Raw genomic sequence first — 13,001 nt, 5'->3', positions numbered from 1 at the left:
CAATATTATAATTATTATACTAAACTATAATAATGAGAAATTTGTATCGGCCTTAAATTATAAATACAAAAAACGGCTCAGGTAACAACCTGAACCGCTACTTATTATTGTCTTCACTCTTCTTCTATTCTGCAGCCTTTGCCACTATTGTTATTTGTAATTCGATATTATCGTTTACAATATTTTCTTTCAGATTGGAGAATAATGTCTTTGACCCGTATTTTACGTTCCACTGTGTACGGTCGATTGTAAACGGAACAGTCACAGCTTTATACACATTATTATCTTGGGTAACTTTTGCGCCGAATGTTATATTCTTTTCTGCATCCTTCATTTTCAGATTACCACTGATCATATAGTTCGCACTGTCATTCGGTGAAGATGCCGCCTCTATTTTTGTAAGTGTAAATGCACTTTCAGGATATTTAGCTACATCGAAAAAGTCTTCACTCTTAAGATGATTAACCAACATCTCATTCATTTTTGCATCTGTGAGGTCTTCATCCTTAATAGAATTCATATCTATAATAAATGAACCGGAAACCACCTCTTCTCCATTAACCGCTATACTGCCGCTCTTTAGGGCGAGTGTTCCATAATGCGAACCGCCTACTTTCGAACCTGTCCAATGAATAGACGAAGCCGAAGGATCGACTGTAAGTTCTACACCTGTACCGCTTGCTGCTTGCTGAGCATCTGTGCCTTCTACCTTATTCTTCGCTGCGTTGTTACATGATACTGCTATAACTAATGCTGATATCGCTAATAAAAACTTTTTCATAATTCAATTCTTAATGTTTATTATTTGTTGCTGTCTATATAACATAGAAGTGTGAAATTTGTTTATTATTCATTAATTTATAATTTGATGTAGATGTATAAAAAAAATTATAGCTTTGTGTAATTATTAAAAGATATACTTATGGTTAATCTGGAATGGTACAGGACATTTAAAGCTATTTACCAATATGGTACACTGACACGTGCAGCGCAGGAACTGCTGATTTCGCAACCCAATATGAGTATTCAGCTCGCTTCGCTCGAAAGCTATATAGGCAAACCCCTATTTGTAAGGATGCCGCGCAAAATGATGCCGACCGAATACGGCAAACAACTCTATACACAGATTGTGGAATCAATCGATAACCTCGAGCGCGTGGAGACGGAGTTTAAACGCACGGTACTTAATAAAGTTCCAAGTATCAGATTCGGCACGCCGTCTGAGATATTCTATAATTATCTGGCCGGATATGTCGGACAGCAGAAAGATTTATATCTGACAGTTGAATACGGTCTGGCTGATATATTGACCGAAAAAGTTATAAACAACGATTTGGATATTGCGATTATCACACGACAAAACAAAAATGCAGATAATCTTACTTATGAACCGCTATTTACCGAAACATTTATGATAGTGTGCAATCCCGAACAAGATATCAGTGATTTCGATAATCTTATTACTCCCGGTAATTACACAGAAGCTGAGAAATGGTTGAAAAATCAAAAGTGGATTGCGTACAGCAGTGATTTGGCTTTGATAAGGCGCTTCTGGCGTGAGAACTTCAAAAAGCGCCCCCTGTTGAAATTGCAGGCTACCATTCCGGATAATAATGCAATATTGAAAGCTATAGGAAACAGTGATGCACTGGCTGTATCCTCTAACCTTATTGCCGGAAAAGCGTTAAAAGAAGGTTTTGTGAAAATATTGTGGAAAGGTATCTCTCCGGCAACGAATACATTATATCTCGCATATAATAAAGATAAAATTCAACCGCAATATGTAGATAAGATAAGAACTTTCATCAAAACATATATTAATATAGTTGAATAATAATTTAGAATATCCACTCGATTATTTTCCCTAAATTTGTTATCTAAATAATCAAAATTACGATATGAAATATACGGCTGTTCTCCTTTTCCCTATTCTCTTTGCTTCGTGCAATACAAACTCGGTACTTGCTTTTGGCATAAAAGGTGTTATAGCACTTTTTGTATTGATGTTTATATTGTTTGCTGTCATGTTTTATCTGATAGCAAGGAGGAAGAAGCAGGGAGAAAAGAGTCTGGTTAAATTCAATAACGATGTCTATATAGCATTAAATAAGCTGACTACTCCCGAGCAAAAGATCAATATGCTCAAAAATCTTATCGAGCGTATAAATAACGATGAGAAATATAAGAAAGATACCGAATGGCGGGATAAAGTCCTTGTAAAAACGTATATGCATCTGGCAACTATCTATTATCAATTAGGCGATGAAATGGAAACCTTGAATGTATGCACAAAAATTATCGAACTCGACCCTAAAGACGGCATGGCATATTACAACAGAGGTTCTATATACAGCAACATGGGAATGTATGAGAAAGCTTTACACGACCTCAATCAGACAATAGAACTTCTCCCCGATTATGCCAGCGCATATAACAACAGGGGATTAGCCCATGAGAAAATGGAGCATTACAGTGAAGCTATTGCCGACTTCGATGAAGCTATTAAACTCGAGAATTCGCCTATTGCTTATTATAACCGTGGAAATACCCGTTATGAAATGGAAAATTATAAGGAAGCTTTAGCCGATTATCAGCAGGCTTTGAATATGACCGGTGAGGAACAGGCTGATTTGATAAATGAAATAGAAATGAGCATCAAGGTGACTAAAGAGAAGCTTTAAAAATATATAGAATTAATCACGTATAGATTCTTACTATCTGCAAAAACTATACTTGCCTTTTCCATATTAATATCATAATTTTGCATTGTGTTTGCCGCCAATATTTATACAGGTGGCAATTATTACATATCTTTTAAATTCCAAAAATGAAACATACTATATCCGATTTTGAAATTATGGCTCCTGTAGGGTCATACGATTCACTTGCAGCAGCTATACAGGGAGGTGCGGATTCAATTTACTTCGGTATCGAAGGATTGAACATGCGCGCCAAGTCTTCCAATAATTTCACAATCGACGATCTTAAACAAATAGCTGCTATCTGTAAAGAGAATGGCATAAAGAGTTACCTGACAGTAAACACTATCATATACGATAACGATATTACTTTGATGCATCAGATTGTGAATGCAGCCAAAGACGCCGAACTTTCTGCCATTATTGCATCCGATGTGGCAGTAATGATGTATGCCCGCAGCATAGGCGTGGAAGTCCATTTGTCGACTCAACTGAATATTACGAATACCGAAGCTTTGAAATTTTACGGCCAGTTTGCTGATGTAGTCGTACTGGCCCGCGAACTGAATCTCGATCAGGTCGCATCTATCTATAAAGATATAGTAGAACAAAATATCAAAGGGCCGAATGGAGAACTTATCCGTATCGAAATGTTCTCACACGGTGCTTTATGTATGGCCGTATCGGGCAAATGCTATCTCAGCCTGCACGAAAAAGACCTTTCTGCAAACAGAGGAGCATGCAACCAGATATGCCGTAGGGGATATATTGTGAAAGATAAGGAAACCGATATAGAACTTGAAATAGACAATGAATACATTATGTCGCCCAAAGACCTGAAAACGATTCATTTTATGAATAAGATGATGGATGCGGGAGTACGCGTATTCAAAATAGAAGGACGGGCGCGAGGCCCGGAATATGTCCGTACAGTGGTAGAATGTTATAAGGAAGCAATAAAAGCATATTGCGAAGACTCATTTACTGAAGAAAAAATCGCAGTATGGGACGAACGGCTGGCAAGTGTATTCAACCGTGGATTTTGGAACGGATACTATCTGGGGCAACGGCTCGGCGAATGGTCAAGCAATTACGGTTCGGGCGCGACCAAAAGAAAACTGTATCTGGCAAAAGGAATCAAATATTTCTCTAATCTTGGTGTAGCCGAATTTCTGATGGAAACGCAATCTCTGAAAGTCGGTGACGAAATATTAATAACAGGCCCAACTACGGGCGCAGTATTCCAAACTGTTGAAGAAATCAGGGTAAATCTGAAATCTGTTGAAGAAACAGTAAAAGGAGAGAAATTTTCAATAAAGGTAAATGATAAGATACGACCTTCCGATAAGTTATTTAAAATGGTAAAGGTAGAGATAAAGAATAAGTTTGTCGAAAAAGCATAAATAAAAAAGACCGCTATTAAGCGGTCTTTTTTTATATATTGTAAATATCGAACTTACGGATTAATCAGGAATAATACAGCCCTGTTCTTATCATTTTCAAACTCGAACGGCTGCAGACCGTCACCTTTCCAGTTAACTGAAATACGGTTCTTATTAATTCCATATTTTGTTTCCAAAGATTTTGCCACTGCATTCGAACGCTCTCTTGATAAACGCAGATTTATTGCACTATTACCTGTTTTCTTATCGGCATATCCTGTAACAACTACTGTCGAACCCGGATTTGCATTCAGATAATTCACAGCCAACTCTATCTTAGACCATTCCGACTGATCGATTACCGATTTGTTTATACGGAAGAATACAGGATCCGGTAAGAAGAATGGTTTCCCTTTTACAGGTTGTTCAGGAGCAGGCGGCTGAGGCAACGCAGGTGGTGCTACTTCAATGCCCGGGGTTGGTTCCCTTGGTGCAGGCGGTGCAAAAATATCGGGACAATCGAAATATTTTCTTCTTTTTGCCATATCAGACTGGCTTACACTCAGTTGCTGAGCGCTTCTTTTTACTACGATCACTTCCTCTCCGCTGTTTAGTCTAAGCAGCACAGAATCTCTGACATTTTCACAATCGCAAGGTTCCTGTTGATTTGTATTGCCTGTATTTTGTGCATTTAGCGAAATGGTCAACACCCACAAGAGAACTGGTAGTAATAATAATCTCATTTTCATAATTTAATATGGTGTTAAGGTAATACCTGTTGTTTTATAGTTTTAGTGAGTTTATAGTTTACGTTTAAAGTACAAATTTATATAATATTCTTAGATTATTTTTGATTTTTTACGAAAAGATTTTCTTTTAACACTAAAAAAGCGGGTTTTTAAGCCCTATAAGGCTTTAAAGTACAGGTATTTTTCAGATTTATACTTAGTCCGCACTCCAAATTTACGAAAATAAAATATGATCTAAAATAGTTACATTTGCACTTTTAAACATCAAATGGAAGAAAGAACAATTATAGAAATATCCGGTGCGGTACCCAGAATGGAGCATGTGCAATTCAAATATCCGGTAAACTGGAAAATCAACACTGGAGAACATTGGGCTATTATCGGTGCTAACGGAAGCGGCAAAACTATATTATCGGATATCCTATTGGGTAAGTATGCCTTTAAAAACGGAGAAATTATCTGTAAAGATATTAAAGGGAATAATATATCGGTATCATCCGTCGTAAAGAGTGTTGCTTTCCGGGACATTTACAGCATCATCGATTCACAGAATAGTTACTATCAACAACGCTGGAACAAAGGTGACGAACAGGAAGTACCGCTCGTTAAATATCTTGTATCGAAAGCTGACCCGACATGGCTTAGCACCCTCTTATACTGGTTTGGCATATCCGAACTGATGGAAAAAGAAGTAAATCTGCTATCGAGCGGAGAACTTCGTAAATTTCTGATTGTCCGCTCTTTGCTCAGTAAACCGAGGATACTTATTCTGGATAATCCTTTTATAGGGCTCGATGCGTCATCCCGTATCATTCTTAACGATTTGCTCGCCCGTCTTGCCGATATGGAAAATCTACAGATTGTACTTATACTTTCCAATCCTCAGGATATACCAGAAGCCGTTACGCATATATTACCTGTGAGTGAAAAGACTATACTTCCGACGGTCTCCCGCGAAGAACTTCTGAATGACAAAAATCTCATAGATTCTTTATTTCCGCAAAATGGATTTATTGATGTTAATCTTATTACCGATAAAGATACTTCTTCCCCCTGCCCTTTTGATAACGCCGCAATTCTCAAAAATATACATATCCGTTATGGAGAAAGGACTATTCTCAAAAATCTAGACTGGACTATAAAACGCGGCGAAAAATGGGCATTGTTGGGAGCCAACGGATCAGGAAAATCAACACTTCTAAGCCTCATATGCGGAGATAATCCGCAAGCTTATGCAAATGACATTACACTTTTCGACAGGAAACGCGGAACAGGTGAAAGTATCTGGGATATCAAAAAGCGGATAGGTTATATTTCGCCCGAAATGCATTTATATTATCACAAGAATGTACGATGTCTGGATGTCATTGGCTCCGGTTTCTTCGATACTATCGGCTTATACCGCAAATGCAGTCCCGAACAGGAAGATATAGCCTTCAGATGGATGGAAGCTTTCAAAATAGGTCATCTGAAAGATTTCTCTTTCCTCAATATATCTTCAGGAGAACAACGTCTGGTATTATTGGCACGTGTATTTGTAAAAAATCCGGATTTATTGATATTGGACGAGCCTCTGCATGGTCTGGATATTGTCAATAAAAAACGAGTTAAAAAGTTGATAGAAGATTTTTGTGATAATGATAAATCTCTCATATATGTTACGCATTACGAAAATGAGATACCGGCAGTAGTTGATAAACGTTTGGAACTTATTAAGAATGGATAGTTCTGAAATTAGCGGTTGCCAAAAACATTGAAGGTTCATCATTGTTAATATATAAAATCACAAATTGATATTTATGAAGTCAGTACTATATTTTACGATTGTAACACTTTCCCTCACAGCATGTAACCAAAATAAAAACAATGTTCCGAAATCTGATCCGGTTATCGAATCTACATTAGATATCAGTCAGGCAGAGGATACAAACAGTATCGAACTCACAGATATAGAGGGCTATTTCTCTGTGAAAAAGGTTACGGAGCCCGAAGTGATGATATTAAATAACCAGCCTGATTTTGATAAACATTTCAAACCCGCCAAAACAATGGATAATAGAATATCTATGGTAGATTTTGATATGCAAAAAGCCGGAGCTATAGTATTACCTGAGACAAAAAATGAAGTAACTATATCTTTGGACAGTTCTTACTTAGTGGATAAAACGTTGAACATTACATATTCGATAATGCAGGAATCGACAGATAGATCATTTACAATAATTCCTCTTAAAATATTTGCATTCGATTCAACTATTGGAATAGATACGGTTGTATTCCATAACGGAAATAATATTCAGAAATTCAGTATAAAATAGAAGCATAAAAAAAGTGGAACCGGAAAATTTCCGGTTCCACTTTTTATATAGGTTTATTAAAATTTTACGCCGTAACCGAACATGATATTGGCACAATCCACATCCTGGAAAGTATACTTAAATTCGACATTCAAATAACCGTTATACCCGATATCGAAACTACCTCCGGCTCCAAGATTCACACCAAAATCAGTGAAACCTTTGGAATGTCCGTCAAAAGAAAATCTGTTATTTACCATACCAATACCAGCTAACGGATACAAAGAAAATCCACTTTGTACAGGAAATACATAATGCAGGTTAGCATTGAAATCCAAACCGGTAAGATGGTCATTGGGAAAGTAAAAAGTAAAATCAGGAGCAACACGGATATTATCAGTTATAGAATAACGGCCTTCGATACCCAGTCCAAATCTTTCATAGTCTGTCTGATATCCGGCTTTCACCATTACCGATTTCGATCCGGCTTGAGAAAATGCACTTAATGATAAGGCTATAAAAGCCATGAACACCAAAAATTTCTTCATCTTGGGGAATTTTAGTTTGTAAATAAAATTGTTAGTTCTATATTTTGACATTTCTTTAGCTATTTCAACAATTACATAGTTCCGGTCTGCAAATATAATGTAATTTTATGAAAAGAATCACCCCCTGAAAGTTCATTTTTTATAGCAATATATGCACTTTCTAAAAAAATTATTACTTTTGGATTAGGATTAAAAATTACTCTAATAATGATATTCAGATTTTTACTTTTATCGGATGAAGTGGAAGACTTCAAACGTGAAATTCAGATAGACGCAGATGCTACTTTCTTCGACCTGCACAAGGCTATTCTTAAATCTGTCGACTTCAAAGACGGCGAAATGACTTCATTCTTCTTATGTAGCGACGATTGGGAAAAAGAGCAGGAAATTACGCTTGTAGAAATGGACACAAGTCCCGAAGAAGATTCGTATACCATGGAAGCATCCGTCCTGAACGATTTCCTTGAAGATGAGCGCCAAAAGCTTATGTATGTGTTCGATTACCTGACTGAACGTGCTTTCTTTATGGAACTGCGTGAGATTATTACAGGGAAAAATCTAACAGAAGCAGTTTGCACAAAATCAGTAGGTGAAGCTCCGGCACAGTTTGTAGATTTCGATACAGTATCGGCAACTTCAAGCACTCTCGATGTAGGCGAAAATTTCTATGGCGACGAAGGCTACGATATGGACGAATTGGACGCTGAAGGTTTCGACGGTTTGGATAATGCTCCTCTGCCTAGCGATGAGGAATTCTAAATGAAGCAACTTATTGTTTTGCTCGGCCCTACAGGTGTAGGAAAAACTGCTCTTAGCCTCAATTTGGCAAAACATTATCATACATCGATTATATCAGCCGATTCCCGACAATTTTATAAAGGCTTGGAAACAGGCACAGCTGCTCCTACTCAGGAGCAGTTATCATGTATACCGCATCATCTTGTTGGTATGCTCGATATCAATGATTACTACAGTGCGAGCGAATTTGAGCGCGATGCTTTAGAAACAATAGCAAGATTGCATGAGACAAATAATGTGGTCATCGCAACAGGAGGTTCCATGCTTTATATCGATGCGCTCTGTAATGGTATTGACGATGTGCCGACAATAGATGAAGAGTTACGTAAAGAAGTATATGCTCTTTACGAAAAAGAAGGTTTGGAGCCAATCAGAAGGCAACTTAAAGCTTTAGACCCTGATTTTTATAACGAAGTAGACCTGAAGAATTATAAGCGGGTTATCCATGCCCTTGAAGTATGCCTTATGACGGGAAAGCCTTATTCTTCTTTCCGCACCAATTCAAAGAAGCCACGTCCTTTCAATATTATAAAGATAGGATTGATGCGGGAGCGTGAGCAACTTTACGAGCGTATAAATCTTCGTGTAGATGAAATGATGAATTCGGGTCTTCTGGATGAAGCTAAACACTTTTATCCGCAACGTCATCTCAACGCTTTAAATACTGTCGGTTATAAGGAACTTTTCAAATACTTTGACGGTGAATGGGCTCTCGATTTCGCCATTGAAAAAATAAAGCAAAATACCCGTATCTACTCCCGCAAACAAATGACATGGTTTAAACGGGATAAAGATATAAAATGGATAAACCTTTCCGAAGCATCTCATAACGAGGCATTACAACAAATAATTTCCATTACCGAAGAACTTCGGTAATTTTTCCATATCTTAGTTATATGAAACGCGGATCTGCCGACTTACCCCTCCATTACGGAACAGTGCCTCCATGGCTGGCTCAACGCATGAGTTTGCTGGGGGGAGCTATTGTAGAAGCTATCGTTATAGAATACGGTCGCCCTGCCCTGCTACAACGCCTTAGCGACCCTTTCTGGTTCCAGTCGCTCGGTTGCGTGCTTGGTATGGACTGGCATTCGTCGGGAATTACAACCTCCGTTATGAATGCTTTGAAAAAAGCTATCAACAAACGCTCTTCCGAACTGGGAGTATTTGTTTGCGGGGGAAGGGGAAAATCTTCACGCCAGACGCCTGCCGAATTAATAGAAATAGCTAACAGAACAGGACTGAATGGTGATGAACTGGTAAGGAACAGCAAGCTATCGGCTAAGGTAGACAATACAGCCGTTCAGGACGGCTATCAGCTTTACCTGCATTCTTTTGTGGTTACTATAGAAGGCGATTGGACAGTCATACAGCAGGGAATGAACGGCAACAACCGCATGGCACGCCGTTATCACTGGCTTTCGTCTTCTTTAAAATCCTTTATGGAAGAACCGCATACTTCGGTTTGCGGGAAAAATCAGGGTCTGATATTGAACCTTACTGATAAACTGGCAAATCCGACAAAAGAGGGAATACTCGAATTGACAAAAGAAGTGCCGGATAAACTGATGAATGAAGTATCTATCATCTTGCCGCGACATCACGATGTACGGGAAGAGGATGTGAATCTGAAACGCTTAGGCGCTGCTCTTATCCTTGCCCACGAAACGAATGTTACCGATATGGAATCCCTTCTTTTGTTGGAAGGCGTCGGTCCCCGGACATTACAGTCGCTGACACTGGTAAGTGAAGTTATACATGGTACGCCGTCGCGATTTTCCGACCCTGCGCGTTTTTCCTTTGCCCATGGCGGTAAAGACGGGCATCCGTTCCCTGTGCCTACACGCGTATATGATGAAACTATCGATATTTTCGATAAAGCTATTCATCAGGCAAAGCTAGGTGATAAAGATAAGTCCGATGCTCTTAAAAACCTTTCTAAGATTTCACAGGAGATGGAGAAGGGTTATACTCCGAATAATTACTTTGATGACCTTGTACAACGCGAACGCGACACTTCCTATAAATACGGAGGAAAGACTGTATTCGGCGATGCAAAGAAACCGAAGGACAAAGGTACCCAATTGAAGTTATGGGATTGAATATGAAAATATTTTTCAGGTTGATTACTATATCATTTATAGGAATCTCCGCCTGTTCCAATACTGTGCAAAGTAGTACAGAAAAAGAGATATCCTTAGCGGCAGTAGATTCTATACCTTCACGTAATCAGCAAATTATAGATACTATTATAAAATACGTCCCAATTATCTCCCCAACCTATAAAAGAGCCGTTTGCACCGAATTGGTTATCCCTATTGTTGAGAAATTCTACACGCTGAGTAAAGCTGATAAAAATCGCATCCGCATTATTACAGATAAAAATATTCAGGAGTTATTAAAGCAAGATTCACCAATACCCAAAGGTGTTTACTATGCCCTGACAGAAAAAGGAATCGGCGAACCTGTTGAAAATCTGCAAAATGTATTACCCGGCGATTTGGTACAATTCTGGACGGATACATGGGGGCATTGCGGAGTAGTAAAAAGTATAGACACAGAAAATATGACGATGGAGTTGTATTCATCTTTCCCGTCAACTGATGGATATGGAATACAAAAGTTCCGGATTCCAAAACATTGTTTCTTTGTCAGAATGAAATGATTTGTCATTAATACAGAGCGAAGTATCGCTATTGCCGGATTTATTCGTATTTTTGCATATCTCTTTATAAAACTTTAAACCAATCCTGATGATTGCCGCTATATTGTGTTGGTTCCTGATTACGTTAGTCTTTTTTTCATTCGGAGACATATTCACCAGCCTTTATTCAAATATATTGAAAAGAGAGGAAAGTTATTCTTTCTTCGAAACATTCCTTATCGGCCTATGCGTTACGGGAACGATTATTTGCATTACGTCTATATGGCTACCGTCCGATATTAAGATAGCTGCTACGTTAGCGGTGATTTCTATAATCTATCTACTGACTGTAAAACGAAAAGAAATAATAAGCAAGATGAGGAGCGGATTTAAAAGCCTCTCCATTCTTCAAATTATCCTTATAGTTGCGTCAGGCTTTACATTTATATTATTTTTCCTTGTTCCACCGCAATTCCCCGATATATACTACTATCATATTCAAAATATCCTTTGGAACGAAGAATATCACGTCGTACCCGGACTTGCGAATATAGAAGAGCGCTTCGGATTCAACAGCAATTTATTCTTGCTATGTTCTACATTCGGCCTGCGTCCGTTATTCGGTGAATTTGTCTACGGCATCAACGCCCTGTGTATGACATTTATGATGATTTATATTATCAGTCAGGCAAACCGGCAACAGATATTCTTAACAGTGTTATTTATCGCCGTGTTTATCCCGTTCTTTATGGAATATAAAACGCATATCGGATGTTCTTCCGCTGACTTATTACCAAACTTACTGATTGTTTATCTACTATTCACACTTTTAGTCGACCCGCAAAATCTGAAGAAAAAGAGCATATTATTCTGGCTGATTCCTGTATTTTGTATTACACTGAAAGTATCGATGGTATTTATATGCCTGTTATCGCTATATCTTCTTATCCTGTTCATCAAGGAAAAGAATTATAAGGTTGCCATATTTATTTGCATTGCCGGATTGATAGTAGTCACCCCGTGGCTGGTGCGCAATGTAATCATATCGGGATACCTGATACATCCCTATGCTTCACTCGACTTATTTTCATTCGACTGGAAACTCCCTGTCGAATATTCGATAGAATCAAAGCGCTATATAGAATCCTTTGCCATAAGCTACGATGCCATGTATAATTCCAGTGAATATATTCTGGATATGCCATTAGCTGTAAAAGTACAGAAATGGGTAGGTGAACGGCATCCGCTGGATATATGTATTGCGGCATCCGGATTAATATCTCCTTTATTGATGCTTATTGCTTTCTTAAAAGATAAAAACACTATAAAGAAAAACATTACATTGATGCTTGTATGGACAATAGGGCTGATGGGCTTTATATTCTGGCTGGTTATGGCTCCGGCAGTTAGATTCGGATACAGTTTTATAGCTATCATATTTTCTATTCCTGTATATCTTCTGTTTAAAGATTTGAAGAACCCGGTCAGATTCCTTTCTGCGAATTTATTCCTGATTGTTACCGTCTTATATTTCGGCGTATTATCGGTCCGCTATTTCCTTGTGGTTAAAGAACCTTATGTTTTTTACAAAGAGATACTTTACAAACCGCAAAGCATCCAGACCCGTCTGGATAAATATCCGGTAACGATAGAAACCTTCGATATGAACGGAACAAATTTCTACAAACCGATAGACGGTGGCTGCTACGACCATGCTTTGCCTTGCAGCAATAATTATATAAAGAATTTCGAAATGAGAGGTAAAACATTACAGGACGGATTCAGAGAGAAGAAAGATTAAGCTTTGCATATCAAACTATACAATTTATCAGCACTTTAGGCGTTATTAATAAATAAATTATTGTTACTTTGCAGCGCAATATC

13 protein-coding genes are annotated in these 13,001 nt (G+C 38.1%); 10 read left to right on the top strand and 3 right to left on the bottom strand.

The window, feature by feature from the left end; translation table 11 throughout:
- Positions 1-124: 124 nt before the first annotated feature.
- Entirely contained in the window at positions 125-781 is a 657-nt protein-coding gene (locus K348_RS0106635) for a YceI family protein (protein WP_029904179.1), read from the bottom strand.
- Positions 782-922: 141 nt separating this feature from the next.
- Here K348_RS0106635 and K348_RS0106630 point away from each other — a divergent pair, with 141 nt between their 5' ends.
- The 3 genes from K348_RS0106630 (at position 923) to K348_RS0106620 (ending at position 4,102) form a co-directional block, all read left to right on the top strand.
- Positions 923-1,834 carry a LysR family transcriptional regulator gene (locus K348_RS0106630; protein ID WP_029904177.1) on the top strand — a complete coding sequence of 304 codons (912 nt, stop codon included), beginning with the start codon at positions 923-925 and terminating at the stop codon, positions 1,832-1,834.
- A 64-nt stretch (positions 1,835-1,898) separates the two neighbouring features.
- Positions 1,899-2,681, top strand: coding sequence for a tetratricopeptide repeat protein (locus K348_RS0106625; protein WP_029904175.1), 783 nt, complete (start codon positions 1,899-1,901; stop codon positions 2,679-2,681).
- Between the two features lie 146 nt (positions 2,682-2,827).
- The gene (locus tag K348_RS0106620; RefSeq protein ID WP_029904173.1) at positions 2,828-4,102 is read left to right on the top strand and encodes a peptidase U32 family protein; all 1,275 of its coding nucleotides are present in this window, start codon (positions 2,828-2,830) and stop codon (positions 4,100-4,102) included.
- Between the two features lie 53 nt (positions 4,103-4,155).
- Here the strand turns inward: K348_RS0106620 and K348_RS0106615 are convergent, their stop codons facing one another.
- Positions 4,156-4,830 carry an OmpA family protein gene (locus tag K348_RS0106615; RefSeq protein WP_029904171.1) on the bottom strand — a complete coding sequence of 225 codons (675 nt, stop codon included), beginning with the start codon at positions 4,828-4,830 and terminating at the stop codon, positions 4,156-4,158.
- Between the two features lie 268 nt (positions 4,831-5,098).
- On the opposite strand from K348_RS0106615, the gene K348_RS0106610 reads away from it, so the two are divergent.
- Both K348_RS0106610 and K348_RS18750 read left to right on the top strand, forming a co-directional pair.
- A complete protein-coding gene (locus K348_RS0106610; protein ID WP_029904169.1) occupies positions 5,099-6,556 on the top strand; it encodes an ATP-binding cassette domain-containing protein in 1,458 nt (485 codons plus the stop codon).
- A 73-nt stretch (positions 6,557-6,629) separates the two neighbouring features.
- The gene (locus tag K348_RS18750) at positions 6,630-7,148 is read left to right on the top strand and encodes a hypothetical protein (RefSeq protein WP_051697671.1); all 519 of its coding nucleotides are present in this window, start codon (positions 6,630-6,632) and stop codon (positions 7,146-7,148) included.
- 56 nt (positions 7,149-7,204) lie between these two features.
- On the opposite strand, the gene K348_RS0106600 is transcribed toward K348_RS18750, so the two are convergent.
- Positions 7,205-7,675, bottom strand: coding sequence for an outer membrane beta-barrel protein (locus K348_RS0106600; RefSeq protein WP_029904165.1), 471 nt, complete (start codon positions 7,673-7,675; stop codon positions 7,205-7,207).
- Between the two features lie 207 nt (positions 7,676-7,882).
- Between K348_RS0106600 and K348_RS0106595 the strand changes: the two genes are divergently transcribed.
- From K348_RS0106595 to K348_RS0106575, 5 genes are all read left to right on the top strand, one after another.
- Complete coding sequence (locus K348_RS0106595) at positions 7,883-8,434, top strand: hypothetical protein (RefSeq protein WP_029904163.1); 552 nt, start codon at positions 7,883-7,885, stop codon at positions 8,432-8,434.
- Complete coding sequence (miaA, locus tag K348_RS0106590) at positions 8,435-9,349, top strand: tRNA (adenosine(37)-N6)-dimethylallyltransferase MiaA (protein WP_029904161.1); 915 nt, start codon at positions 8,435-8,437, stop codon at positions 9,347-9,349.
- A gap of 20 nt (positions 9,350-9,369) precedes the next feature.
- The gene (locus K348_RS0106585) at positions 9,370-10,575 is read left to right on the top strand and encodes a DUF763 domain-containing protein (RefSeq protein WP_029904159.1); all 1,206 of its coding nucleotides are present in this window, start codon (positions 9,370-9,372) and stop codon (positions 10,573-10,575) included.
- 2 nt (positions 10,576-10,577) lie between these two features.
- Complete coding sequence (locus K348_RS0106580) at positions 10,578-11,138, top strand: hypothetical protein (RefSeq protein ID WP_156032801.1); 561 nt, start codon at positions 10,578-10,580, stop codon at positions 11,136-11,138.
- Between the two features lie 88 nt (positions 11,139-11,226).
- Entirely contained in the window at positions 11,227-12,918 is a 1,692-nt protein-coding gene (locus tag K348_RS0106575) for a hypothetical protein (protein WP_029904156.1), read from the top strand.
- The last annotated feature ends 83 nt before the right edge of the window (positions 12,919-13,001 follow it).

The sequence above is a fragment of the Prevotella sp. 10(H) genome (assembly GCF_000711235.1).
Taxonomy (GTDB): domain Bacteria; phylum Bacteroidota; class Bacteroidia; order Bacteroidales; family Dysgonomonadaceae; genus Dysgonomonas.
Note: the sequence above shows the minus strand (reverse complement) of the source record. Positions and strands in the feature narration are given on the sequence as shown.